General features: G+C 46.1%; 25 protein-coding genes. 6 read left to right on the top strand and 19 right to left on the bottom strand.

The annotated features are described in order from the left end of the window. The 6 genes from H6797_05420 to rpsF all read right to left on the bottom strand — a co-directional run bounded on the left by H6797_05420 (nt 1) and on the right by rpsF (nt 4248). Nucleotides 1-1818: a hypothetical protein gene (locus H6797_05420; protein USN96474.1), complete on the bottom strand. Its 1818-nt coding sequence runs from the start codon at nt 1816-1818 to the stop codon at nt 1-3. Between the two features lie 121 nt (nt 1819-1939). Next, nucleotides 1940-2653 (bottom strand): TlyA family RNA methyltransferase, encoded by a 714-nt coding sequence (locus H6797_05425; GenBank protein USN96475.1) that lies wholly within the window; start codon nt 2651-2653, stop codon nt 1940-1942. 1 nt (nt 2654) lies between these two features. Next, complete coding sequence (efp, locus tag H6797_05430) at nt 2655-3215, bottom strand: elongation factor P (GenBank protein ID USN96476.1); 561 nt, start codon at nt 3213-3215, stop codon at nt 2655-2657. A gap of 9 nt (nt 3216-3224) precedes the next feature. Beyond that, nucleotides 3225-3428: a 30S ribosomal protein S18 gene (locus H6797_05435; GenBank protein ID USN96477.1), complete on the bottom strand. Its 204-nt coding sequence runs from the start codon at nt 3426-3428 to the stop codon at nt 3225-3227. Nucleotides 3429-3438: 10 nt separating this feature from the next. Then, nucleotides 3439-3879, bottom strand: a complete 441-nt coding sequence (locus H6797_05440; GenBank protein USN96478.1) for a single-stranded DNA-binding protein — start codon at nt 3877-3879, stop codon at nt 3439-3441. Between the two features lie 3 nt (nt 3880-3882). Then, nucleotides 3883-4248: a 30S ribosomal protein S6 gene (gene rpsF / locus H6797_05445; GenBank protein ID USN96479.1), complete on the bottom strand. Its 366-nt coding sequence runs from the start codon at nt 4246-4248 to the stop codon at nt 3883-3885. A 138-nt stretch (nt 4249-4386) separates the two neighbouring features. On the opposite strand from rpsF, the gene H6797_05450 reads away from it, so the two are divergent. Further along, nucleotides 4387-4803, top strand: a complete 417-nt coding sequence (locus H6797_05450; GenBank protein ID USN96480.1) for a hypothetical protein — start codon at nt 4387-4389, stop codon at nt 4801-4803. Nucleotides 4804-4841: 38 nt separating this feature from the next. Here H6797_05450 and H6797_05455 read toward each other — a convergent pair whose 3' ends face one another. From H6797_05455 to H6797_05470, 4 genes are all read right to left on the bottom strand, one after another. Then, nucleotides 4842-7064 carry a DNA translocase FtsK 4TM domain-containing protein gene (locus H6797_05455; protein USN96481.1) on the bottom strand — a complete coding sequence of 741 codons (2223 nt, stop codon included), beginning with the start codon at nt 7062-7064 and terminating at the stop codon, nt 4842-4844. 139 nt (nt 7065-7203) lie between these two features. Then, nucleotides 7204-9342: a ribonuclease J gene (locus H6797_05460; GenBank protein USN96482.1), complete on the bottom strand. Its 2139-nt coding sequence runs from the start codon at nt 9340-9342 to the stop codon at nt 7204-7206. A gap of 141 nt (nt 9343-9483) precedes the next feature. Then, complete coding sequence (locus H6797_05465) at nt 9484-10332, bottom strand: mechanosensitive ion channel family protein (protein USN96483.1); 849 nt, start codon at nt 10330-10332, stop codon at nt 9484-9486. A gap of 22 nt (nt 10333-10354) precedes the next feature. After that, nucleotides 10355-10942 (bottom strand): uracil-DNA glycosylase, encoded by a 588-nt coding sequence (locus H6797_05470; protein ID USN96484.1) that lies wholly within the window; start codon nt 10940-10942, stop codon nt 10355-10357. 76 nt (nt 10943-11018) lie between these two features. Between H6797_05470 and H6797_05475 the strand changes: the two genes are divergently transcribed. Both H6797_05475 and H6797_05480 read left to right on the top strand, forming a co-directional pair. After that, nucleotides 11019-12683 carry a S8 family serine peptidase gene (locus H6797_05475; GenBank protein ID USN96485.1) on the top strand — a complete coding sequence of 555 codons (1665 nt, stop codon included), beginning with the start codon at nt 11019-11021 and terminating at the stop codon, nt 12681-12683. A gap of 63 nt (nt 12684-12746) precedes the next feature. Further along, the gene (locus H6797_05480; GenBank protein ID USN96486.1) at nt 12747-13238 is read left to right on the top strand and encodes a hypothetical protein; all 492 of its coding nucleotides are present in this window, start codon (nt 12747-12749) and stop codon (nt 13236-13238) included. A gap of 18 nt (nt 13239-13256) precedes the next feature. Here the strand turns inward: H6797_05480 and pnp are convergent, their stop codons facing one another. Together pnp and H6797_05490 are read right to left on the bottom strand one after the other, a co-directional pair. Continuing rightward, nucleotides 13257-15377, bottom strand: a complete 2121-nt coding sequence (gene pnp / locus H6797_05485) for a polyribonucleotide nucleotidyltransferase (GenBank protein USN96487.1) — start codon at nt 15375-15377, stop codon at nt 13257-13259. Nucleotides 15378-15507: 130 nt separating this feature from the next. Beyond that, entirely contained in the window at nt 15508-16512 is a 1005-nt protein-coding gene (locus tag H6797_05490; GenBank protein ID USN96488.1) for a Fic family protein, read from the bottom strand. An 81-nt stretch (nt 16513-16593) separates the two neighbouring features. Between H6797_05490 and H6797_05495 the strand changes: the two genes are divergently transcribed. Beyond that, the gene (locus H6797_05495; GenBank protein ID USN96489.1) at nt 16594-17259 is read left to right on the top strand and encodes a laccase domain-containing protein; all 666 of its coding nucleotides are present in this window, start codon (nt 16594-16596) and stop codon (nt 17257-17259) included. On the opposite strand, the gene H6797_05500 is transcribed toward H6797_05495, so the two are convergent. From H6797_05500 to truB, 3 genes are read right to left on the bottom strand one after another with little or no spacing between them, the layout of a single operon-like run. After that, nucleotides 17256-18644: a phospholipid carrier-dependent glycosyltransferase gene (locus H6797_05500; protein USN96490.1), complete on the bottom strand. Its 1389-nt coding sequence runs from the start codon at nt 18642-18644 to the stop codon at nt 17256-17258. The genes H6797_05495 and H6797_05500 overlap by 4 nt on opposite strands. Before the next feature lie 43 nt (nt 18645-18687). After that, nucleotides 18688-18954: a 30S ribosomal protein S15 gene (gene rpsO, locus H6797_05505; protein USN96491.1), complete on the bottom strand. Its 267-nt coding sequence runs from the start codon at nt 18952-18954 to the stop codon at nt 18688-18690. 44 nt (nt 18955-18998) lie between these two features. After that, nucleotides 18999-19658 (bottom strand): tRNA pseudouridine(55) synthase TruB, encoded by a 660-nt coding sequence (truB, locus tag H6797_05510; protein USN96492.1) that lies wholly within the window; start codon nt 19656-19658, stop codon nt 18999-19001. 21 nt (nt 19659-19679) lie between these two features. On the opposite strand from truB, the gene H6797_05515 reads away from it, so the two are divergent. Continuing rightward, the gene (locus tag H6797_05515) at nt 19680-20363 is read left to right on the top strand and encodes a PIG-L family deacetylase (protein ID USN96493.1); all 684 of its coding nucleotides are present in this window, start codon (nt 19680-19682) and stop codon (nt 20361-20363) included. Between the two features lie 84 nt (nt 20364-20447). Here H6797_05515 and H6797_05520 read toward each other — a convergent pair whose 3' ends face one another. Further along, nucleotides 20448-22358 carry a hypothetical protein gene (locus tag H6797_05520; GenBank protein USN96494.1) on the bottom strand — a complete coding sequence of 637 codons (1911 nt, stop codon included), beginning with the start codon at nt 22356-22358 and terminating at the stop codon, nt 20448-20450. Between the two features lie 174 nt (nt 22359-22532). Between H6797_05520 and rpsT the strand changes: the two genes are divergently transcribed. Continuing rightward, a complete protein-coding gene (gene rpsT, locus H6797_05525; GenBank protein ID USN96495.1) occupies nt 22533-22901 on the top strand; it encodes a 30S ribosomal protein S20 in 369 nt (122 codons plus the stop codon). A 30-nt stretch (nt 22902-22931) separates the two neighbouring features. Here rpsT and holA read toward each other — a convergent pair whose 3' ends face one another. From holA to H6797_05540, 3 genes are read right to left on the bottom strand one after another with little or no spacing between them, the layout of a single operon-like run. Then, entirely contained in the window at nt 22932-23840 is a 909-nt protein-coding gene (gene holA, locus H6797_05530; protein ID USN96496.1) for a DNA polymerase III subunit delta, read from the bottom strand. A 5-nt stretch (nt 23841-23845) separates the two neighbouring features. Further along, entirely contained in the window at nt 23846-24718 is an 873-nt protein-coding gene (mutM, locus tag H6797_05535; protein USN96497.1) for a bifunctional DNA-formamidopyrimidine glycosylase/DNA-(apurinic or apyrimidinic site) lyase, read from the bottom strand. Then, on the bottom strand, nt 24711-25283 hold the full coding sequence (locus H6797_05540) for an HAD-IA family hydrolase (GenBank protein ID USN96498.1): 573 nt from the start codon (nt 25281-25283) through the stop codon (nt 24711-24713). The genes mutM and H6797_05540 overlap by 8 nt, the downstream gene beginning before the upstream one ends. Between the last annotated feature and the right edge of the window lie 18 nt (nt 25284-25301).

A 25301-nucleotide genomic window follows, 5' to 3' on the forward strand; every position in this document is an offset into this window, starting at 1 on the left:
CTACCGGAACACGCTCAGTAGCCGCTGCCGGTTGACATACGCCAACCCAAGCAAACCGATAACCACAATGCCAATACCGAACCAGAGGATAACTGGTTGTCGAACAAACCAACTCTGGGATGCAGTATTTGTCACTGGATTATCACCCGTAATGAAGGGTGGCAATCCTTGAGTCGGCTGTTGGAACACGATATCTGGCGTGTAACTCGTCGGCACAAACACCTGTTGTGGCTGGCCTTCGATTACCTGCTGCTGATAATCACCATATAGATACGTGTTATTGGCATACACACACCCGCAACCCTGGGGCACGAAATAATCATTCGTGTACCATGGTGCATACCCACTGGAATAGATATACAACGGCTGCACGATAGGTGGCGGCGGAACATATCCGCAGTTGCCGCCAACGTTAAAGGCTCCGCCACCAGCAAAGCTAGCACCGAAACCAGGTACACCAACGTTTGCCGACCAACCCCAACTTCCACCGACACCTCCACACCACCCTGAAGGGAGGTTATAGGGAGTGCCGTAATTAGCTGGGAAACTGAGAACATCGTGTGTTACGAAGTTTGTCAGATAAATATTGGCAGGCGCATTGTTGATCACGGTATTGTTCACCTGAGTGACATTATTAACGATCACCACTTGGTTATTTTGACCGGGGCCAACAAATACATTCGGATTCGGGGGTGGCCGACGTCGATTACCGTGTTGCCACGGATTATAGACATCGTGATTCCCTAGAATCGGTGGTGGTGGACCATTCTGATTACATGGGCCGTTACCACCACACGGGCCACCAGGACCACACGGACCATTCGGACCACACGAGCCACCAGGCTGACCATTAGGCGGCCCACCTGGGTACCCATTGCTCACCGGCACTGGTGTCGGTTGTGCCTCTACCGCCGGTTTGTGTCCCCAATCCGGGAATGGATTGGCAGGTGGCGGTGGCGGTAACTGTTGCGGCGGGCCGCTATGACTACCTCCGCCCGTAGGTTGCTTCGGCAAATCTGGAAGATCTACTGCATCACCGGGTGCCGACGGTAAGCTCGTACCGTGCGGCACGACAATCGACGGCGTCTCTTGCGCGGGCTGACCTATCGAAGGTACAGACCCGGCAATTTTTGGCGGAGAACTTTCAGCGGGGACAGCACTTCCTTGCACATCCTTCGTATCGCTGGGCGTAGGAACTTCCGTAGGTTTCGGTTGTTCCTGTACACCCATTCCACCAGGAGCTGTCGGCGATTTTACTGTCGGCACTTGACTAGACGGATTCTGCGGACTAGCTTTCGGCACCGAAGGTTGCGGCACGGATGACGGAGGTGGCGAATCAGGTAGACTCGTTACCGATGCCGTCGGAGGAACCGATTTGGGCGGCGTCACTTTAGGCGCTTGCGTCTTCGGTGGAACCTGTGCTGACGATGGTGGAACTACTGTAGTTGTAACTGGCGGCTGCGATACTTGCACAGGAGCCTGAGGTACTTGTACCGGGGCTTGTGGCTTTACTTGAACCGGCGGCGGTACTGGTAGTTCCGGAGGTGCCTGTACTGGCGATGGAGCCGCAGGGGGCACAGCTGGAGCTGCTGGTTGCGCCTGAGGTGGCGGAGCAATAGGCGGAGCCTGTTGCGGTAGCTGGGCCACGGGCGCTTCTGGCTGCTGTGGTGCCGCGGGAATTTGCGGTACAGGCACCGAAGTTGTTATAACGGGATCATTCGGTGGTGGCGAATCGACCTGAGCCGGCCCCGCCCAAGCAACAGGCATCGCTAAGATACTTGCCGCCCCGATAAGCGCTGCAGCTTTACGGCAGCGCATAGGCATTCTGCTCACGGCAGAGCCCCTTCCTTATTGTTAAGGCGACGACGGACCTTCCGTCACTCACGAGCCTCCGCTTTGGAAGCTACATTCCATTGTAGTTTTAATAGCCACAAGGAAACTATGAAATATTTAACAAATAGAAGCGTTCACGATTACCCTTACTCCCAGCAACTTCGCTATCACGCTTATCATAAATAACAAACGAAGATTTTGTCCATGTCTCGAAATCACGCAAAATCTGTCGTCTTACAGAATCATTTTTGATAACACCTTTGTTAACCTGGTCCTTACCTGCTTCAAACTGGGGCTTAACCATGGCAACAATCTGTGCTTTTGGTGCAATACGAGCAACCGATGGCAATATGTCACGCAGCGATATAAAACTGACATCAATGACTACAATATCGATCTGATGATCGGTAGTAAAATCACGAATATCAGTTTTTTCATGAAGCTCTATACGCTCGTCACTACGTAAACTCGGATGTAATTGATCAGTACCAACGTCCACAGCAACGACCTTTTCTGCACCGTGTTGTAACGCATAATCTGTAAACCCCCCTGTACTACTGCCAACGTCAAGCACCGTCTTGCTCTTAAAATCAACGCCAAGTAACTGAGCAACGCTAGCCAGCTTTAAACCCGCACGACTAACATACTTCTCCTCGGCAATCAGGCGAACATCAGCCTCATCACGCACAAACCAGCCAGACTTCGTCGCTACGCGACCATCAACTGTCACCTTGCCAAGCCCAATCCAACTCTCGGCCTGTGAACGCGAAGAAACCAGGCCCTTTTTAACCAATAATTGGTCGAGCCTGGTTTTCGTCATATTATTTTTTCCGTTCGCGATAGTCGCCAGTAGTTGTATCGACAGAAATCACGTCACCCACCTTTATAAACGCCGGCACCTTCACCACCAAGCCCGTTTCTACTGTTGCATCTTTCAATACGCTACTAGTGGTGTCACCTTTAACGACGTCTTCCGTGTATGTTACTTCCAAAAACAAGTTTTTTGGTAACTCCACGTTGATTACACGATTGTCAAAGAACTGCAGACTTAGCTCGTCACCTTCTTTCAAATATGAAGCAGCTGCGTCTACGACATCTGCGTTCAGTTGGAACTGTTCAAAACTAACTGGGTCCATAAAATGGAAATCAGAACCGTCCGAATACAAAAATTGTACGGTTTTGCTTGCCACTTCTGCTCGCTCAATCTTATCCTGACCCTTAAAAGTCTTCGGTATGACGCTACCGTCAATCAAGTTCTTAAGCTTGACGTTGACTATACTACCGCCACGCCCCATGACCTTTTGAGCATACTCAACAACACGATACGGCTTGCCATCGATTTGGCAAACTGTCCCTTTTTTGAGATCAGTCGGTTGATACATGTCTGTCTCCTAGTTATTGCTTACAAATGGAAGCAGTGCCAAATGACGTGCACGCTTAATAGCTACAGCAAGCTGACGCTGTTGTTTTGCAGTCAAGCCCGACTTTGCGCTCGGCTCAATCTGACCGTAAATGTTGATATAACGCAAAAGTGTCTTTGAATCTTTGTAATCAAAGTACGCTGGAGCGTCTTTCTTGTATCGTTTTAGTGCCATCAAAATTCTCCTAGAATGGGATCTCGCTGAGATCAATTGGTTTATCATCGATGTCTTCAATCACGACATCTTCTGCTTTTTTCTTAGTATCACTGGGTGCTGCAGAACCACCATTGCCGCTACCCTCGCCGCTCGGGCCATCCAAAAATGTAACGTCAGTAGCGACGACATCAACCCTGCTGCGTTTTTTGCCGGTTTCCTTGTCATCCCAGCTATCCTGACGCAAACGACCCTGTACGAGTACACGACGGCCTTTGCTTAGATACTGCGATACAAGTTCGCCAAGCTTTTCCCACGCAGTTACATCAAAAAAGTCTGCTTGATCATCCTGAGTCTGTCGGTCAACGGCAATACTAAAACTTGTAACAGATTTACCGCTTGGAGTCGTTCGTGTCTCAGGGTCACGCGTTAGGCGCCCCATCAGAATTACTTGATTTATACTGCGTGCCATACCTTATTCTCCCTTTTCTTCCTTAGTACTACCCTCGTCGTCTTCTCTTGCTCGCTTTTTATCTTCAGCCAACAAAGCGCGTCCTTTTTCGTTAACGCTTACAAGCAGATAACGCAAAACTTCATCGGTGATGTTCAGCGTATTGCTAATCTTTAGTGGCGCATCAGATGGTAGCTTGACGTCAAAGTAGACGTATACAGCAAAATCCTCTTTGCGGATGCGATAGGCAAGCTTTTTCTTACCCCAGTTGTCTTCACTGACGATTTCGCCGCCAGCACCGGTTACGATGTCACGTACCTTTTTCAGGGGCGCATCGAGATCCACCTCTAAGTCAGGGTGAATCAGAACTGTTAGTTCGTATTCTTTCACAGATTTCCTCCCTTGGAATCCTTATGGATGCTTACACTTGATGTAAGCTGAGTTAATAACCCTGTAATTATACCCTAAAGCAGTCTAAAAATCCAGAGGTGACTGGATAAAAAAACTGATTTGCTGTAGAGTGTGCGCATGACAATACCTGATCAACTACCCGAACTTGCAAAAAATATGGAACACGCTCGTGAACTCAAGAAAGTTTATGAAGAGCTCCACCTAGCTACCATGCGTTTGTGCGCGTTTTTAAGTTACACAAAACCAGAAGACGTCATAAAGCATATCCACACCGCAAAAACAGAGATTATAAATGAAAATGAAGATACACAAATCGTTGAATACTTCTCGCTATGGACAGAGGACGACTTACGATTAACTCCTTCGGGGAACCTGCTCCGCTGCAACTACTACGAAGGTAAATACGCCGACATGCAAACTGGCGTCGATAAGTCCTATGAAGTTTCAATGAAAGACATAGAATCGTACAGCTCAACTCAACTGTCTACGCTCACGAGCCAGCTAGGAAAATTTCTCAAGCCAAAAGAAGATTAAACCAAATAGCGCTGCCTCAGATAGCTCATGTCTTTGTACTAAATATCTTCGTCGATGACGTCACCGCCACCAAGGTCATCAACACTACTTACCAAAACATCGCGAGGTTTAGAATTACCGCTTGCCTGCCCAACGATGCCCTGCTCTTCCATGGTGTCGATATATCGGGCAGCTTTAGCATAGCCAATGCCAAGACGTCGTTGCAACAGACTAGCGCTCGCCTTTCCGCTGCCCACAACTATACGTAGCGCCTCTTGATACGTAGGATCTCCGCTCGTATCAGTGTTAAAGTCCATAACAACGCCACCCCTACCATTAAGCTGAACAGGTTGGCTGATAATTTCATCGTTATATTGTGGCGCCGATTGCATACGCAAATGATCGTTAATCTTACCGACTTCGTCATCAGTCACCCATGCGCCCTGGATACGTTTCGGCTTAGCCATAGCCGGCGTCAGGAGTAACATGTCACCCTTGCCAAGCAACTTCTCGGCCCCAGCCTGATCCAAAATAGTACGACTATCTACCTGGCTGGCAACCGTGAAGGCGATACGAGCCGGTATATTAGCCTTGATCAGACCAGTGATAATATCTACCGATGGTCGCTGTGTAGCCAATACCAGATGGATACCGACCGCACGAGCCTTTTGAGCCAAGCGTACGATGAGAGCTTCAACATCACGGGCTGCAATCATCATCAAATCAGCCAACTCGTCAATCACGATGACAATGTATGGCATAGCTCCGTCTTCGTGCTGTTGCACATTACCCTCTTCGTCGGCCACTTCAACCTTACTGCGCCCAGATTGAATTTTCTGATTATAGCTTCGAATGTCGCGCACCTTTTCAGAAGCCAACAGCTTATAACGGCGCTCCATCTCATTAATTGCCCATTTCAAAGCGCTAATCGTCTTCTCCGGTTCGGTAATAACTGGAGTAAGAAGGTGCGGAATATCTTCATAGGGCGCCATCTCAACCTGCTTCGGGTCGACAAGAATCAACTTCATCTCGCTCGGACTGTTACGGTACAGCAAGCTTGTAAGCAATGTGTTGATCATGACAGACTTACCACTACCTGTTTGACCTGCAATCAAAAGGTGAGGCATCTGATTCAACTCACCTACGACTGCATCACCAGAAATATCTCGCCCAACTGCAAATCCGAGAGGCTCTCTGCTACTGTCCCACTGCTTAGCTGTCAGTATTCCGTAAAGGCGTACATCCGCCGCCTTGCGGTTAGGCACCTCAATACCGACAGCCTTCTGACCGGGAATAGGCGCTTCAATCCTAAGTGACTGAGCCGCCAAATTAAGTGCGATATTCGTTTCTAGCGCAGTAATACGAGTTAGCTTGACGCCACTTGGTGGCTTAAGTGTATATTGCGTTACTTTCGGGCCAATATTTGCGCCCTCCATTTCCACATCAATACTAAATTCACTCAAAGTATCCTTAATAATTTGAGCATTCTGTTGCACATCTCCAGCGTCCGCCGGTGACTGTTTCCTTTCGAGCAAATCTAGGCTTGGCTGTTTCCAGTTCGGGTCACGCGTAGATACCAATGCCGACTGTTCTTCAGCAGCCTTATCTTGCTTGATACTACCCCGAAGCGTCGATAGTCGCCCAGACTTTTCTTCTTCGCTATCAAGCGTCGGTACGCCTGCATTTAACTTAAACTCGGCAGAAGGCTTTTTGCCCCCGTCAGCTGCTTCTCGCATAATTTTTACGTTATCAGCATCAAACCTTTCAGTCTGAAGCATTGCCCAAATCTTCGTAATTAACGTGACCGGAGATACACGAAGAACAAACAAAATTGTGATCAATACCAACAATACGTATATAAACCCAGCAACTGGCTTGTCTACCAACGTGGCGACCATTTGGTTAAGGTTGTCACCAACCCAACCGCCATGACTTGGGTTCCCGCCTGGAAGCCCGAAAAGTCCAGCTAGCCATACGATAAGCAAAGCTGTCGCAGTTTTCATAACAAGCGGCAATTTGTTTTCTTCGGCCCGGAATATCTCTACCCCCACATAAATAAACAAAAGAGGTACGGCATAAATCGCATAGCCAATAACAAAAAGTGCTTGTGTTTGCACCCAATCTAGAACAGGACCACCGACGCCAAACCAGGCCACAATCAACAACACTGAAAAAGCTATCAAGCCAAGTGCGGCGACTTGCTGCCAAAATCCTGCCGGCAACTTATGCGTCGGTCCTGCTGGTGCAGCTTTCTTCTTTTTTATTTTACGTTTTTTAGCCATATCTGTTTGTTTATTATATCTGATTAACAGTGTAGTTATTATAGCAAAATTTACTACAATTTGCAAGTCGTGTGCAGGAAGTCACGCAGCCACAAAAAAAGACCTCGCCTATGACAAGGTCTTTTGAGTCGAACAATGGCTAATATGCTTTTGTTTCAGACTTAGAACGAAGCGACGGATCAATTGCTTCAGTGTCTGGATATTGTTTTGGGGGGAATTTCTTTTGCGGGAACGATGCCGCCTTTGCAGGTCTGTTCGGCTTTGCGGAACCCTGTGCAGGATTACGACCAGCATCAGAACGGTTTTGACCACCGCCAACTTCATTGATAACAGGTATAACAATCGGCGTTCGGCGTGTCTGATCATACAGAATGTGTGTAATCTCGTCTTTGAGTTCTTTCTTTATCACATCCAGATCAATTTTCTTACCGCCGAAGCTGCGAGCAACTTTTTGCTTCAGATACTGACGAATGGTTCCCATTAATTCCTCGCTGTCGCGTAGGTAAATGAAACCTCGACTAATGATGTCTGGGCTGGTCATCAAACGACCCGAACCACGCTGGACGGTTAAGACAACCACAAACATGCCTTCTGTTGCCATGTGAATACGGTCCTTAAGTACAACCTCACTGACAATCGCACCGCTGTCGTCATACATGATGCCGCCAACTGGGATACGACCACTTTTTTTTGCACCGTTAGGTGTAATTTCGACGACGTCACCAGAGTCACATACGAAAATATTATCGCGTGGGATTGCCGCTTCTTTCTCCGCAAGTTCGGCATTATGCACCAACATGTGAAATTCACCGTGAATTGGCAAGTAATACTTTGGGTTAAGAGCGTTTATCAGTTTAACGTGATCATCATAGTAGCCGTGCCCAGAAAGGTGAAGCGGACCAACACCCGTCAAATGCGTTTTACCGTTTTGAATAACGTCGCTACCTTCACGCATCAGGCCATCAACAGTTCGTACGACATATTTTTCGTTGCCCGGAATCGGGTTGGATGAAAAGACAACGACATCACTGTTCTTAATCTTGATATATTTGTGAGAACCGCTAGCCATTCGGTTTAGTACGGCATTGAACTCACCCTGGCTACCAGTACAGACAATCGTTACTTTGCCGTCTGGAAACTTTACGATATCTTCCATCTTAACGACAACGTCTTTTGGAACCTTGATAGCCCCAGCTCGCAAGGCTACTTCGAGGTTCTGAATCATACTATAGCCGGCAAAAGCGACTTTTCTATCGTGCTTCTTTGCTTCTTCCAAGATAATTTGCATACGATGAATCTGCGAACTAAAACAACTAAGGATAAGACGGCTATTTGGATATTTTTCCATAACCTGCCCCATTGAAACCTGAATATCAAACTCGCCATGATGATGAGTACCTTCAGACTCACAGTTCGTACTTTCATTCATCAGCATTAAAATACCTTCTTTGGATGCAATCTCAGTAAGTCGTTCGAGGTCAAATTTACGACCGTCTACAGGTTCATCCTCGAAACGCCAGTCGCCTGTATCGATTAACACACCAAGTGGTGTACGTATAACTACGGCGGTCGCGTCAGGAATAGAGTGATTCACGCGTACGAGCTCTATGCTGAAATTATCACCAATCTGAACACGCTCATGTGATTCAGGATCCATTTCATGATAATCAGGCGTAAAACCACTTGTAGCCTCTTCCATTGTTCGCTGAACCATACCTAGCGTAAACCTACTGGCGTACACAGGGGCTGGAATCTTGTGAGCTATGTGACGAAAAGCACCAATGTGGTCTAAGTGACCGTGCGTAAATATTTGCGCACGAATTTTATGCTTATTTGCTTCAAGATAAGTAATATCAGGGGTGATGTAGTTAATGCCCGGATAGTCAGCTCCTGGAAACAGAAAACCACAATCAATAACGATGATGTCGTCTTCATATTCGATAGCCATCATATTTTTACCGATTCCCATTTCACCAAGACCGCCGATTGGCATAATCTTCAGTACTGGTCCTTTTGTCTTTGGCTGCTTTTTAGCATCGGCCAGACTAAATTGCCGACCACCGTAACCATTAAAAACCGACTTGTTTACCGGTACGTTAATAACGTGCTGACTCGCGCGCAAATTGACGTTTTCTGATGTTCGTCGCTGCGCTCGAAACACTTCACCCTTGCGAGTACTTGTGTTGTTCAATACTGTATTGTTTGATTTTTGCCGTTGCTGTTGAGGTCGTTTATTTTGGTCATCAGGCGTGGCGTTAGAGAGTCTTCGTTGACCCATAATTATGTTTGCTCCTATTGTTTAATAAAAATATCATTTCTAATTTAATTGAGGTGAGGGAGGTTCGGTAGATATCGGCAATCCCTCTTTAACAGTAATTCCATAGTAGCACGAAACATGCAAAAATGCAAATGTTTTACATTACTTGGAGGATTTGCGCTCGTGAATAACTCGTTGCGGAAACGGTATCTCAATACCTTTCTTTTCGAATGCTTTCTTGAGGCGTTTGCGATACTCGCCTGCAATATTCCATTGTTCGAGCGGTACTGTCTTACCTACTGCCTTCAAATTAACGCTCGAATCGCCAAAACTGTCCAAACGTAAAAATGTAATAGGTTCAATAATCCTAGATTTCCACTCAGGATCCTCGGCAAGCTCCTTACCGACCTCATTGATAATCTCTTCCGCTTCGCTTACCTCGGTATCGTAACTCACACCCACCTCTATGACGACCCCCGAATACTCCATAGTCATATTACGTACACTCGTGATTTCACCGTTCGGTATGAAATACACACTACCATCAAGATCACGTAGCTTTGTCATGCGAATAGTTATCTGCTCAACGATGCCACTATGCCCACCAACTGTTACAACATCCCCTATTCTGTACTGATTTTCAGTGATAATAAACGTGCCACCCAAAAAATCCTTGAACATACTCTGCGCGCCAAAACCAATGACGACACCTATCAAACCAGCACCCGTAGCAAGTGCGGCTAAATTAACTCCAAACTCTTGCAAGACAACAACTGCAATCACCACCCATGTTACAACTGCGGTTCCTGTTTTAAACATATCCGTTAGCGTACGCTCGCGCAGCTTTTCCTCACGCTTTGTCTTGTACCGATGCCCCAGTACAATTCTCTCCACAATTCGTCCAATAAAATGATTTATCGTAAATCGTATAATCAACAAAGCTACGACCGCAAATAATATGTGGCTTACATGCTGCATAAGTATTCCCCAGTCAAAAAACGATTCCGTCATACTACATCCACACTATCACATATTAGTTAAGCTTGGCTAGAATATCAGGAACTGTCAAAAAATCATCTATTAGTGTTTGTCGCATACTACCGTTATATAGTGCCGCCGCCGGGTGATACAGAGGTATTACAACCATTTTTTCTTCTCCTAATAGGATTCTCATAGATTTCCCGTGGACCTGACTTATTTTCATACCTGGTAGAAAATACTCCACACTATGCCGACCGAGCGTGATAACAATTTTCGGCTCTATAATCTGGATTTGCTGGAGTAAATATGGCAAAAAAGCAGCTTTTTCTTTTGGTAGTGGGTCGCGATTGTTTGGTGGGCGGTATTTAACAATATTCGTTATATAGACATCTCCTCGTTTCATTCCCGCCTCGGCCAACATGCTATCGAGAAATTTTCCTGCCGCACCAACAAACGGCAACCCTCGTTCGTCCTCCTTTTTGCCCGGTGCCTCGCCTATAAATACAATGTCCGCATCAACACTCCCGTCGCCCATCACTAACTGTGTTGCCTGAGCGGCCAGCTCCGGACAGATATTTCCAATGAGAATAGCTTGCTTCAATTTCTCAAGTTCAGCTTTCTTGTCACTCCCTTTTACCATACACCCAGTATAACCTCTTGTTTAGACAATCTATCCGCTCTATACTGGTTATGTGGATGTCGGCAGCTAGCCTGCTATGAAACAAAAAATACCAAAACCACCATTCAGTTCATTCCTACCACTTATTTTCGTGGCAGTTTTTGCGTTGTTCTGGCATCCGACCGCAAACCAGGCAACACCAACGAAACAACAACCTACAAGCACTCTGAAATCCATACCTGTCGCGTCGGACCACAAAACTGTAACCACTTCAGTAAAAACCACTCCACGCACCACGTCGGCCTCGCCACCTATAAAACCGAACAAGCTAGTCCGTAATGCCCCAAAACAAGCTGAAGTTGCAAAATCAGTAACGACACAATACGTGTATCGTATCTTTGGTACAACCAACGATCCCCTGGCGTCGTCCGATTGGACACTTACCACCGACAATGCACCGACGGCATGGGACACTGCAACGGGAAGTAGTAGCCAGACAATCGTAGCGGTGATTGACACGGGTTTTGCCCTAAACCACGAAGATTTAACAAACCAATGGTACCAAAACCCCGGCGAAACCGGCATGACACAGGTTGGCGATAGCTGCTGGACTGGCACACCACAAAACAAAGCAACAAATGGCTGTGATGACGACAATAACGGATACGTTGACGACTGGCGCGGATGGAACTTTGTCCATAGTGACAATAATCCACAAACTGGTCGCGATAATTCAACCGGCAACGGCGTCGCACACGGTACGGAAGTTGCCGGACTAGTAGGTGCTGCCGGCAACAACGGATTGGGCTCCACCGCTATAGATCAAAATGCTAAAATAATGCCACTGGCGGCACTAGATGACGACGGCATGGGCTACACGAGTGACATTGCCGCCGCTATACTATATGCCGTCGACAACGGCGCAAACGTGATTAACATGAGTCTCGGAACTTATTCTATCGACTCTGCCGTTGGGGCGGCCGTTGATTATGCCACCGCTCACAATGTTGCTTTGGTCGCCGCTGCCGGTAACTGCGGCGACGGTGCAGATGTTGATTGCCCTTCTCAACTTGGCGCCATTGGCTACCCAGCCGCTTATCCTGACGTCATCGCTGTTGGTGCCACCACGCAAGCCGGTGCCCGTGCTAGTTTTGGTAGTTACGGTAAAGAGCTCGACATCTCGGCCCCCGGTTATAATTTGCCCGTCTCAACGTCATGGTCACAAGCAAATCCAATAGCAAGATATGTCGGTGGTCTCTACGGCACGTCATTTTCGTCACCACAAGTAGCTAGTCTAATCGCACTTATCAAATCAATACGACCATCTACATCAATCGCCGATATCACAGCAATCATAGATGGTACGGCATCAAAACCTAGCGGTATGAATGGCTTACCCTATACCGAACAGTTCGGTCACGGCATTATTGATGCTGCCGCAGCACTAAACGTTGCCGAGGCTTTAAATGCTTCATCAAGCGCTCCAACGCTACTGCAAAGCGGAGGTCCAAAAACTGAACACATTTTAACAGCAAATTACACGGCAACCAGCGGTTGCGAAGCGACGTCAGGCGGTGCCTGTACTGTCGAATTTACTAACAGCGACGGCTACACTCGCTACCTACCCTATACCGTCCTGTCATCAAGCAACACTGGTTGGTCATGGAACACAAGCATGCTCGAAACAACCAACTGGGAAGTTCGAGCAAGAGACGGTGAGAACATCACAGACTCACCTTACGTTCTCATTAAAAAAGGTTAGTTCTATTACCTTAATAGGGCTTCGTTTTATGTATGTTATATTTATGCATAAGGAGAATCACGCATGATCAAATTTATATATACGGTATTTCTAGGTTTTATCATCACATTATTTGTGGGGCTCGGTGTGAGCACTTTCTATAGCGGTCCAGAAGAACCGCAATATCCAATAGATACTGCTGCGACCAAGGATGGTGAAATATCCTCGAAGCAAAGTGTAGCTCAGGCTCGATATGAAAAAGATTTTGACGTATACCAAACTAATTATCAACAATACAACCGCAACGTATCTATCATTACGCTTGTAGCGGCCGTGTTCCTACTGGCCCTTGGTTTGTTGTCTGAACATAAGAAAAGCGTCAATTCCGCAATTACCGACGGAATTGTTTTGAGTAGTGTTTTTACGCTCATCTATAGCATTATCCGTGGATTCGTATCAACAGATACTAAATTCACGTTTGTCGTCGTGACCGTCAGCGTGGCTATCGCCCTGTATCTTGGTCACCGCACCTTCACGCAACTCGGTACGCACAAAACAAAAGCATCAAAAAACTAATTAAAGAGACTTCGCAGCTTACTTTTCTTCGGCGTCTTTGATTGAAAGACTAAGGCGACCACGATCGTCGATACCGGTCAACTTAACCTTAACTATCTGACCTTCACGCAGAACGTCTTCGACTTTTTCAACACGCTCTTTTGAAAGCTGGCTAATATGCACCATGCCGTCAGTCCCAGGCATAATATTCACGAATGCACCGAAGTCTTTGATGGTTACAACTTTACCTTCATAAATCTTGCCGACTTCTGGCTCTTCAGTCAAACCGCGAATCCATTCAAGTGCTTTCTCGATACTAGCAGTGTCTGCTGCGGCAACGGTAATAAGTCCGTCATCCTTAATGTCAATCTCGGCACCAGTTTCTTTGGTAATCTTATTGATTACTTCACCACCCTTACCAATGACCGCACCAATCTTATCTGGATTAATCTTGATCTTCTCAATACGTGGAGCATACGGACTTAGTGCTTCTCGTGGCTGCGCAAGTGTTTCTAACATGTGCTCAAGTATGTGTGCGCGTCCTGGCTTGGATTTTTCCAAAGCTTGTCGCAAAATCTCAACGGGCAAACCGTGAACTTTCATGTCCATCTGAATCGCCGTAATGCCTTCGCTCGTACCTGTTACCTTGAAGTCCATATCGCCAGCAAAGTCCTCTGCGTCAGCAATATCGCTCAATACGTACGGTGTATCGCCGTCCATCATCAATCCCATAGCAATACCGCTTACAGGGCGCTTCAATGGCACACCAGCATCCATAAGTGCCAATACACTACTACACGTTGCCGCCATTGATGTAGAGCCATTCTGACTCATGATTTCGGTGACACTGCGAATAGTATATGGAAATTCTTCTTCAGTAGGAAGCATAGGTAGTACCGCGCGCTCCGCCAAGTAACCGTGACCAATCTCACGACGACCAGGTCCCATGAGGCGCTTTACTTCACCAACAGTATAGCCAGGTGCATTGTAGTGGTGCATATAACGACGCTCGAAGTCATTCTGCTCCATCGTATCAACCATTTGCGCGTAGCTAAGTGGTGCAAGAGTAACAATGTTCATACCCTGCGTGACGCCTCGAGTAAAAATGCTTGATCCGTGCGTACGAGGCAATACACCAACTTCGCTTGAAAGTGGTCGTATTTCATCAAGCTTACGACCGTCAGGTCGTGTATTAAGATCAACAATCCCTTTACGTACGTCTTCGTGCAAGGCTTTCGTGAACGCTTCATCATATTCATCACGCAACGCTTGATACTCATCTTCGCCAACCTTGTCAGACATAGCCTGGTGGTATTCCCAACGAAGGTTATTTACTAGTTCGTTGCGCTCCGGATATGGCATATGAAGTGCCTTGCCCAACTTACCGTCAGTCCATTCATTTGCTTGCTTTTGAATATCTTCGTTTGGCAATACAAGTGTGTATTCCTGCGCTACTGGCGCAACCTTTTTCGCTAATTCTTTTTGCAGCTCAATTGCTGGCTGATATTGTTCAAACGCCCATGCCAAGCCGTCTGCTACAACGTCCTCGGACACTTCATTCGCTCCAGCCTCTACCATAGTGATGCCACTCTCGATGCCAGCAACAACAAGATCAAGATCACTTGCTTCGCGCTCTTCTGGTGTTAGAAATGCCTTGAATTCGCCGTTCACGCGTCCGACGCGTATACCAGCAACCGGTCCGTCAAACGGCGTACCAGTTAGCATCAGCGCACTAGAAGCGGCAATCATAGCTACGCTATCCGGACGGAAGCTCGGATCCATAGACAAAACGCTAGCAACCACCTGTACTTCCTGACGATAACCCTTAGGGAACAATGGTCGAATTGGGCGGTCTATCAAGCGACCAATCAAGATAGCTTCGTCACTAGGGCGACCTTCGCGCTTAATAAAGCGACTACCGCTGATTTTGCCGGCTGCATAAAACTTTTCTTCGTAGTCGATTGATAGCGGGAAATAATCCAACACCACCGGGCGACTACCAACCATAGCTGTACCAAGCACAACGGTATCGCCATATGTTACCAACACGCTAGCTGTCGTGCGAAAACCAACACGATTAACCTCAAGTGTCAGCTCTTTGCCGGCAAGTTGCGTGCTTACTTTAATAATTTCCTTACCATGAGGATTAATGATACTCATTTTTACTCCTTACACACTCTTTCTTAGTGCGCGTAAGTAACGGGTACAGAAATTCGTAAATGAACCTCTCTATCCACCACCTACATCGCGTGAGTGATAGCTATACTATACTTGATTTGCCACTTCAGGTCTATGCAGCGGCAATTTCTTGTGAATTATAAATGCTCCATATCTCTTTAAAATCATCTTCGTCAAGATTTATTAATGAACGAACGTATTCTCGTTTGCCCAACTGACTCGCCTCATATAAATCGTTTATCTGCTCCTCGCTTAACGTTGCCACGAGTTGATCTCCATCTATCAAGACACGGCTACCGTTATCAAGCGCCTTAATATACGGTTTAATCTGTTCAGGTGGTAATGCTTTTATCAGTGTTGCGGCTTCAAACGGTGAATCTCGAAGAACATTATGCAATTTCATGCGGGCATCATCTGACACGTCGTCTGAGACCATGAGCTGGTCCGGAGTTTCCTCGTTAACAAATGCCCCTCCATATCCGTCGAGTACATATGTCGGTATCGGTCCATCCCAGCCCCTATCCTCTGCAGCTGCATTTCGTGCTCGTTTCGCCAATATTGTGTCTACCCCCTTAATGCTAGGGTCGGGATTTACGATAGTACGGCCCTTTGTGTTTTCAAGAAGGGCTGTGAAATATTCTTTATCGTCACCGTTACCTGAGTACCCTCTGGAAAGTAAACTATAGAGCATGCGTCCGGTTCGACCATTGCCGTCATCATAAGGGTGTATTGCATTCACAGCAAACGCCAACTCAAGCCCAGCGAGTTTAGGGTCTGCCATTTTCTGAGCACGTTCAAACGCCTCCTGCATTAAAACAGTACGGTCACTAGGAGCGGGCGGCTGATAACGAACTCCGTAACCAAGGTGTTCATTTCCCTCTTGTATATGACCACTCCCCTTCATACCTCTTTCAGAAACGGGAATTTTACGCGCCATACCGTTAAGCATGTCCGTCCATTTCGTAAATTCTTCAAAAGACAAGCTATCAAGAAACTCCTTAGACTTTTCTGGCGTCGTAAATACCTCTTCGGCATGAAGGCGCTCCATAATTCGCACCACATTGTGGTAATCTTTTTTATCTTCTTGAGACGACTGTTCCGTTACATATTCTGTCATGGTTTATTTTGCTTGTTTCTATATATATTTTTAGCATAAAAACTACCATAAGTCAATCTACGCTCATGCTATGCTGTACATATGTCTTTGCAACTACTTTGCTCTACGGTGAGTGACGGCTCAATGAAATCATTAAACGGCAATCAGTCAGCCGCACGACAAAATAGAATCGCCTTCCTTCAGCGACACCACATCAACCCGGAAGATACGACCCTCCACACACTAAGCTATGGCGGTAACAACTATCGAAGATATCTCACACTCGACAGCACCACCAAAGGTGACGGCATAATTCGTAACTCCACCATCGATGCTGATGCAGTCGTCGTGGCTGAGCCAAACCATGCCGTATTACTACCGCTTGGTGACTGTGTGGGTGCGGTGATTCATGATCCGACGCAAAACATCCTGATGATATCGCACTTAGGGCGACACAACCTGGAACAATACGGCGGCACAAAATGTATTCAATATCTCATCGATCAATACAAAGTTGATCCGTCCACTCTAATCGTTCAGCTCAGTCCGGCTGCTGGCGGAGAAAACTATCCGCTCCGCGCATTTAATGACCGAAGTATGTACGACGTCACCACCGAGCAGCTAACAACCGCGGGCGTTTTAACAGAAAACATCTTAACATCATCTACAGATACAACTACGCACTCAGACTATTACTCACACAGTGAGTACCTAAGGGGTAATAGAGATAAAGACGGTAGATTCGCCATCGTGGCTGTTATGAATTAACGCCACGACGGTAGCCACATATGCTGCTGTAAATCGCCCACGCTCATAGGCCAGCCATAACTAAGCGGCAAGAAATATACAAAGCCAAGCACGACAGCTATGGTGAGAATCCAATATGTTTGCTTTGCAACATCTACTCCATATTTTTTGCGTTGCCAGTCGAATATCTTCGCTAACATCACACAAGTCGCAAGAACACTGAAAATTAAAGCAAACAGATAATGATACAGGAACATCGGTCGTTCAATCAAAACAAAAGGCACAAAATTTAGTGCATATCCCGCCAGAAGAAAAGCAACTAATTTCCAACGCCGACCAAGCCATTTCGGCCGCACGAGCCATACAGCAAAAGCACTGATTACACCGAGAGCAGATAGCCACCAAACAATAGGATTACCCAGTAGGTATATATTGCCCTGCTGGCCATTCGACATCATTGCACCTTCCCAATAATATATAGGGCGAATTTCCAGCGGCCAACTATACCAACATGAAGCGTAAGGATGTGTGACATTTACAAGCGAGTTTTGTGCAGTATACATTTCGGCATTAAGTTCGACGAATTTATCCCAAAACGACATAGTTACGCCCGACCGATAGTATGTATTACCAATAAGCGTCGATTGAAATCGTTGAGACATAAATGCATCACCATCGCCACTGCGATTAAGTAACGTGAAATGAATTGCAAAACTTCCCATGTATATCGCAACGACAACTGAAATTACTGCTACAGCCTCAATCACTAATCGATGCCACTCAATCCGTCGCAAAATACCCTCGACAGCCCAAGTAACCGCAAGCAGTCCTGCCATCGCCAAACCAGTCCATTTCGTACTTACTAACATACCCAGGAACACTGCGGTCGCTAGTACCCACATCCACCTATATATTCCTTTACTTTTGCGCAACTGCAAGTAACAACTAAACGCACTAAAACCAAAAAGCAACAACAAGCTGTCCATGAGTACGAACCGTGACTCTACCAATAACGCATTGTCACACAGTACCAAAAGGGCGCCAAACAAAGCCATGCGTCGCCCAAGTCCAAGCTGTCTGATAATGACGTATACAAGCGGTATAAGCGCCGCTCCGGCCAGTGCCGGCAACAGACGCAACAATAAGCTACCTGGCGCTCCCGACAGCACCTGAGCTGATGAAAGGTGAAATAACGTACCTATACCTGCAAACAACAACTTCACAAATGGGGGGTGGATATCAAAAAAATAATGCCCATTCAAATAATTAGCCGCAAACTGACGGAAATAAACTTCATCAAAAACCACCGCATTCGGCTGACCAAGTTGCCAAAACCTAGTCACAAAAGCAATAACTGTCAGTACCCATGCTTCAGGATACGCAAATAGTTTGCCGTACCATTTCATGTACTCAGTCTAACAAAAAATCCGGCCCTGGGGCCGGATTTTATTATTTGCGGAGACCTAGTTGAGTGATCAGACTCTTGTAACCTAGGAAGTCTTTTTTCTCCAGATAAGCAAGTAGGCGCTTTCGGCGACCAACCATCTGAATTAAACCGCGACGAGCCATGTGGTCGTGCTTGTGAACACGAAGGTGTTCGGTAATTTCTTTGATACGAGCAGTCAAAACAGAAACCTGTACTTCGGCGCTGCCGACGTCTTGCTTGCTCTTCTGAACTGCCGTAATTGCTTTGGCTTTATTATCTGCTGTAATCATTAGTAGTGTATTGTAGCAACTTTTCACCGGTAATGCAAGGGTCTCTAATCAGTTATGCCTAGTTCCGCAAGCACTTGCGCCTGATTAACCTGCCACTCCGCGATTGCCGTACGCCTCAACTGAATACAATACGCTCCGGTCTCAAGAACGCTACCTATGTCCTCAGCCAAACTACGTATATACGTGCCACTACTGACGTGCGTGCGAATTTTTAGCTCAGGATAGTCATAATCTACCAGCTCTAAACTATGGACTGTGACTGTCCGTTCGGGCATATCTATCTCGCGGCCCTGCCGCGCGAGATTATATGCTCGCTGACCACCGATTTTAATTGCGCTATACATCGGTGGTGTCTGTTTGATTTCACCGATAAATTGCTTGATTGAATCATTAATTTCCTCAAGCGATGGTTGCCTGTCGCTTGTCTCTACGATTTCACCCTCCGGATCACCAGTGCTACTCGTCTGCCCCAAACGTATCGTTGCTTCGTAGACTTTATCGAGTTTTGAATATTTAGCCGCATTACGGCATTCCTTACCTACACAAAGTATCATCAAACCCGTTGCAAAGGGGTCTAACGTACCCGTATGCCCCACTTTAACCTTTTTGCCAGCTTGTTTACTTAGCACACGTCTCACTCGTGCAACTACGCCAAAACTAGTCATTCCAGCAGGTTTATCTATCAAAATAATTCCATCATCCATGCGCTCCAGTATACTAAAAGTATGAAAAAGATCTTATTTGGCATTTTTGCTCATCCAGATGACGAAGCATTTGGACCGGTTGCTACGCTTTTAAAAGAAGTTGCTAGTGGTACAGAGTTACACCTTATCACTCTCACCGCTGGTGAAAATGGCACTAATCCCGACGGCTTGGAAAACTTAGGAGAAACACGCCTGAACGAATGGCTAAAAGCCGGTGAACTAATTGGTGCATCTTCTATGAAACACCTCGGCTACGTTGATAACACTCTCAACAATCTGAATCACCTTGAGATAACTGAAAATATTATAAATATAGTAAATGACGTTATAGCGAATCGTAACGACATCGAAATAGAATTTATGTCTATGGACCTGAATGGGATTACCGGCCACATAGATCATATCGTTGCCGGACGTAGTGCGTGTCTTGCATTTTATCGTCTGCGCGAAAATGGTATACCCATGAAAAAAATTCGCCTCGCTTGTCTATCTAAAGAAGTTATCCCTGACTTAAACACATCATTCGTTCTCATGGAATCAGGTCGGTTAACAGACGAAATTGATGAAACAGTAGATGGACGAGAGTATGTTGATAAAATTCATGAGATCATGCGTTGTCACCATACACAACGCAACGACTACGAAACTATCGTAGGCCATAAAGGCGAAAGTCTAGGTATCGACCATTTTCTGGTCAAATCCTAAATAACTCGTTACCGTAATACTGATACGGATAGTATAAAAAGGATGGCAACATAGCCATCAAGAAATGTCGTAAAAATTTCTCAGCTAGCCTTGACCGGGAATTTTAAATATACCCGGCTCACTCGCTGAAGGTGCGGGCGGTGTCGAAGACGCGCTACTATCACCAAATACGTCTCCAGATACGGCTCCCGATGGCATAGTACCACTTTGACTACTAAACGCCTGCGGCGCCGGTGGCGGTGGTGGCAATGGCGGAACACTACCGTCTGAAGGTAACGGAGGTAGAGGTGGCAATGGCGGAAGTTCAGGTACTTCTAGATTTGTTGATTTACCCGCAGCGGTAGGATCAACGGCTGATGCGGAAGCTATTGCTGGTGATTGTGCTACTGTTGGTTCGAGAGTGGTCGAGGGTGGTGTTGCAAGCACGGCAGCTCCCTCAGATGTGCCCCCTCCTAGCCCAGACGGATTCACAGTTATACCTTCATGCGATGTTTGTGGCACATTAAATGGATTAACTACAGAATCTGAGTTGTTTTCAGTTTGAATACTGTTGATAGGTGGCGTCTCCTGTGGCAATACCACGTCGCTAGCATTGTGGCTGGTGGCTATTTCAGGCGGCGCCTGTTCCTTAGTCACTACGGGCGCCTGAGCAACAAGTTCTGGGACCACAGTTTCATCAGTGGCTAGCTGACTACCCGTATCTACCACCGGCTGTTCGGACTTTATAGGCTCAAACCCAGGCATGGCAGTATCTTTTGATGCCGACAAGGACTCGATACCAGTATCTGGCGTGTCGGACGCCTGCTCAAGCTCTTTTTCAATGTCTGCAAGTGTTGCATTCGCATTAGGTTGCGACACGCCCGCAAGCTGCCTCTCCAGTTCAATCTGATCATTGTCTTCTCTGGACATTTCTACCTTTGGTGCCTGTTCTTGCAAAGATTGTGCAGGTTCCTCTGCCTGTGTAGGTTCAATTACCTTTTCTTCTTTTTTGTCTAGAATCACATCTGTTCGTTCAGGTGCATCAGGTTCTTCTGATTGCGTAGGTTCAATGATTTTTTCTTCTTTTTTGTCTAGAATTTCATTGGTAATTTGTTCCTGGCCCTGTTCTTGAACTTGGCCCTGCCCCTGAGGGCTTGGTTGATCTTGATCGCGTTCTATAACTAGCTCAGTACTGTCCTTGACTTCGTTGTTTTCAACACTTTGATCTTGAGGTTCACTTTCCACGGGTCCGGGCGCGATATCGTGACCCTCCTCAAGTTTAGCTGCAATAAGTTGCTGATTCGCACCAACAGCCATCAATTGGGCGGCCATTGTCATTGCCCGCGAAGTCGTATGATCATTACTAAATCTGTCCGTAGCTGAAACGACACCTGTTAAAAGCGACGTTGCAATCTGCTCATCAAGCACCTTCTTATCATCACTAATTTTTTCAGACAACGCTACAATCATTTCCGAAAGACTACTGGATGTTGCGTCGTGCCAATCAACACCACCTAAATCACTTGCAGCCTCTCCTGAAGTAATAGTCATAACTTTCGCATCGTGCAAGATTTTACCGTGAGCATCAAGTGCTTTGTCTAAGTTATCCTGACTAGTAACGCCGAGAGCGATAACGAGCTCAACATTATAGTCACCCTGACTAAACTCCAGGTCAGCCTGAGACAGTGTTGTCTTGTAAGGGGTGATGAAAATCTTAACAACATCACCTTCAACTTTATAACGTAGATGATCCGCCTTTTCCTTGTCGAGCGCGATGATAAAGTCTCGCAAGCTATCGGCGGTACTTTCAAAAGTTTTAGCAGGCTCCAAAAAGTTTATCGCTGGTGGAATGGCGCCACTAAAGATAGCAGTGGCTCGTTTATCTAGCTTGTCGAGAAGCAACGTTAGACCTAGCGCTGCTGACAATCCATCAACCGACGGATCGGTACTCACCGTCACAAGAATATTACTCGTATTCTTGATGGCTTCGACTATCTGTTGTTGGGCGTTGTCCACAGTGATTCCTGCTTATCCGTTTTTCATGTTTGTTTCTACTTTGGTAGTTTGAGTTCACTATACCATGAGCAGAATCACTGCGTCAATAATTTGTTACCTCTTTACATTCCCCTGTTTTTACTCTATAATCTCTTTTTGATTGTAATAATAAACGTGTAAGAGGTAATGTTCCCTATGCCAATCATAAAATCAGCGATAAAACGAATGAAGCAGACGATTGTCCGCCGAGAGCGCAATGTCGGTATCAAGAAAGATATCAAGACTGCAACCAAGGCATTCAACGCCAAGCCTAGTGCTACCGCTCTTTCAAAGGCTCATAGCGAGCTAGACAAGGCTGTCAAGAAAGGCCTCATCAAGAAAAACACCGCAGCGCGCCGAAAAGCCGCTCTGTCTGCAAAAGCAAAAACTAGTGGTGTAAAACCTGTTGCAGCTACAAAGAAGGCTACATCAAAGCCAGCTGCGGTAAAGAAAGCTCCAGCAAAAGCAACTCCGGCAAAAAAAGCTCCAGCAAAGAAGCCAGTAGCCAAAAAAACGACGAAATAGTCGAAAATCAATACTGATATAAAAACGGCCTCATAATGAGGCTGTTTTTATAAGCGCCTCCTCTATAAGTAACCACGGATCGACAGTAGTAGACTTCATAGCTCCGTCAGCTTTGGCAAAAAAATCGGTAATCTTTCGCGTACCTGTCCTTCCTAACTTTTTAGCGTATGGAGCAAGTTTGCTAAGAGCATATGGATGCGCCCCTATATCTTTGGCAACTTCTGTAGTCGGCTTACTTGTAGAAGCGAGTGTCGCGAGTTGAAATACTTGCCCTGCAAGTAAACCAAAAGTCATATATGGATCCTGGTTCCGCTGTAATGTTTTGACCATATCGTGCACTTTCCTGTTATCGCCGCGAAGCCCTGCATCGAGCAAATTAAATACATTTTCAGAAGGATCAGCCTCTATAACAGATTCAATAACTTCACTATTTACCTCATCAAGAACAGCAAGTTTTTCCAAAGCATGGAACAATCGCCACTGATCCAATCCAACTCTTGCAACAAGTTGCTGTATATCCTTTTTGTTCAATACCACACCCTGATGCTTTGCTTCATTTAAAACCCACTTTTCAGCAGTCAAAATATCACGATCACCCCATACGACGAATTCCCGTACATCCGCTAACTTCTTTAAGTCCTTGTATGTTTTTGTCCTCTTGTCAGGCTTTGCCTCAACAAGCACCAAATGTACGTCGTCACTAACGCGCGACAACCAATTGGACATAACATCCCACAAAGATTTGTTTTCAGAAAGGTCATTAATGATAACAAGACGCTTATCGGCGAAGAGCGTGCCACCCTGTAATAAATCAGGCAGCCGTGAAAGTTCCACGCTAGAACCGTCAAGCCTCTCTGACACGCCATCAAAGGCAGCCTCAATATCTTTTAGAGCCCGCCTAATCTCAAAGCTGTTGTCTCCTGTCAAAAGTGTAATCACTGACACTATTTTATCACCTGACACTGCGGACAGATATGCGTACCACGGCCAGCAACACGCATTTTTATTATTATCTCCCCACAACGCGGACACGGCTTGCCTTCTTGGCGAAATGCTCGAGCAAAATCAATATAACTACCTTTTTTGCCCTCAGCATTCACGTAGTTACGATCGGTACTTCCTCCTTTTTCTATAGATAAGTTCATGACATACCGTAACTCCCTATATAAATCCACGAACTCACTTTTTGTCAGACTACCAACTAGACGTAGCGGGTGAATTTTTGCGCCCCACAACGACTCGTCGGCATATATATTTCCCACTCCCGCAACAACAGTCTGATCGAGTAGTGCTGCCTTAATTGATGATTTTGCACGACGCGCGAATCTTTCAGTGAACTGCGCCGCCGTAAAGTCAGCTTCAAGCGGTTCCGGCCCAACCTTTCGCATAAAATCAATATTTGGCACCTCAAGTGTCGGTATTAGTCGCACCCAGCCAAATTTACGCTGATCATTAAAATAAAGATGTGAGCCATCAGCAAACGTAAACGTCACCCGAGTTGATTTGTCGGGTAAATTTCCAACGAGCGAGTCATTCGGGTGCCCTGCACCAAACGACACATGCGTAGCACGAAATACTAGCTGACCAGTCATTTTCAAATGAATAACAAGCGTATACTCACTTGATAAATCTATGAGCAATACTTTTGCTCTACGACGTACATCTATAATTTTGGAGCCAATCAAAAACTTCTGCACATCAGCATCGGCATTAGGAAAACTTTTTGGAGTATCACACTCAACCGCAGTTACCCTACGATTAATAATTAATTCCAATAGTCCACGACGTACGGTTTCTACTTCTGGGAGCTCAGGCATTAATTATTTCCTCGATGGCGGCAATCGTATCGTGGGTATCCTGATGCCAAATAGCTTTCATACCAAGATTACGTGCGGAGGCACAGTAACCTTCAGAGTCGTCTACAAATACACATTCATTAAATTGCACACCTAGGCGGTCGATGATAGCCTGGTACATTGCGAGTTCAGGTTTAACGGCGCCCACTTGATACGACAATACTGTTGCGTCAAACAATTCGGTCTGCCTTGGTTCAAATAAATCACCCAGCCAATCACCGGCAGCATTGCTTAGCATACCAATCTTTACTCTTGGTTTCAGCGAATCTCGCATATACTCAAAAAGTAACGAATTAGGCGACGCACCACTTATGCGACGCCGCACTTCACTTTCATTAAGTTTCGACATTCGACTAATCTCAGTTATGAATTCGTCGTATTTTATAAAACCGGCGTTAACAGCCTTTTCCATGTCGCATGCGCGCTGTAGCTTTTCCGAATCACGTCCCCAAAGTTCCTCGCGCAAATGCTTCCAGCCATCAGCCGTCAATACGCCAAAACAGTCAAAAATAACAGCTTTTATCACGAATCTATTATACCTCAA

The sequence above is a fragment of the Candidatus Nomurabacteria bacterium genome (genome assembly GCA_023898645.1).
In the GTDB taxonomy this organism is placed as follows: domain Bacteria; phylum Patescibacteriota; class Saccharimonadia; order Saccharimonadales; family Saccharimonadaceae; genus UBA2112.

What these genes read in the sequence shown, in the direction of transcription:
- H6797_05475 (USN96485.1), top strand. Translation starts at nt 11,019, where the DNA reads ATGAAACAAAAAATACCAAAACCACCATTCAGTTCATTCCTACCACTT.
- H6797_05500 (USN96490.1), bottom strand. Translation starts at nt 18,644, where the DNA reads ATGAAATGGTACGGCAAACTATTTGCGTATCCTGAAGCATGGGTACTG.
- H6797_05480 (USN96486.1), top strand. Translation starts at nt 12,747, where the DNA reads ATGATCAAATTTATATATACGGTATTTCTAGGTTTTATCATCACATTA.
- rpsO (USN96491.1), bottom strand. Translation starts at nt 18,954, where the DNA reads ATGATTACAGCAGATAATAAAGCCAAAGCAATTACGGCAGTTCAGAAG.
- H6797_05455 (USN96481.1), bottom strand. Translation starts at nt 7,064, where the DNA reads ATGGCTAAAAAACGTAAAATAAAAAAGAAGAAAGCTGCACCAGCAGGA.
- H6797_05420 (USN96474.1), bottom strand. Translation starts at nt 1,818, where the DNA reads ATGCGCTGCCGTAAAGCTGCAGCGCTTATCGGGGCGGCAAGTATCTTA.
- H6797_05495 (USN96489.1), top strand. Translation starts at nt 16,594, where the DNA reads ATGTCTTTGCAACTACTTTGCTCTACGGTGAGTGACGGCTCAATGAAA.
- H6797_05465 (USN96483.1), bottom strand. Translation starts at nt 10,332, where the DNA reads ATGACGGAATCGTTTTTTGACTGGGGAATACTTATGCAGCATGTAAGC.
- efp (USN96476.1), bottom strand. Translation starts at nt 3,215, where the DNA reads ATGTATCAACCGACTGATCTCAAAAAAGGGACAGTTTGCCAAATCGAT.
- H6797_05440 (USN96478.1), bottom strand. Translation starts at nt 3,879, where the DNA reads ATGGCACGCAGTATAAATCAAGTAATTCTGATGGGGCGCCTAACGCGT.
- mutM (USN96497.1), bottom strand. Translation starts at nt 24,718, where the DNA reads ATGCCTGAGCTCCCAGAAGTAGAAACCGTACGTCGTGGACTATTGGAA.
- H6797_05490 (USN96488.1), bottom strand. Translation starts at nt 16,512, where the DNA reads ATGACAGAATATGTAACGGAACAGTCGTCTCAAGAAGATAAAAAAGAT.
- pnp (USN96487.1), bottom strand. Translation starts at nt 15,377, where the DNA reads ATGAGTATCATTAATCCTCATGGTAAGGAAATTATTAAAGTAAGCACG.
- truB (USN96492.1), bottom strand. Translation starts at nt 19,658, where the DNA reads ATGGATGATGGAATTATTTTGATAGATAAACCTGCTGGAATGACTAGT.
- rpsT (USN96495.1), top strand. Translation starts at nt 22,533, where the DNA reads ATGCCAATCATAAAATCAGCGATAAAACGAATGAAGCAGACGATTGTC.
- H6797_05450 (USN96480.1), top strand. Translation starts at nt 4,387, where the DNA reads ATGACAATACCTGATCAACTACCCGAACTTGCAAAAAATATGGAACAC.
- H6797_05460 (USN96482.1), bottom strand. Translation starts at nt 9,342, where the DNA reads ATGGGTCAACGAAGACTCTCTAACGCCACGCCTGATGACCAAAATAAA.
- H6797_05515 (USN96493.1), top strand. Translation starts at nt 19,680, where the DNA reads ATGAAAAAGATCTTATTTGGCATTTTTGCTCATCCAGATGACGAAGCA.
- H6797_05425 (USN96475.1), bottom strand. Translation starts at nt 2,653, where the DNA reads ATGACGAAAACCAGGCTCGACCAATTATTGGTTAAAAAGGGCCTGGTT.
- H6797_05435 (USN96477.1), bottom strand. Translation starts at nt 3,428, where the DNA reads ATGGCACTAAAACGATACAAGAAAGACGCTCCAGCGTACTTTGATTAC.
- H6797_05470 (USN96484.1), bottom strand. Translation starts at nt 10,942, where the DNA reads ATGGTAAAAGGGAGTGACAAGAAAGCTGAACTTGAGAAATTGAAGCAA.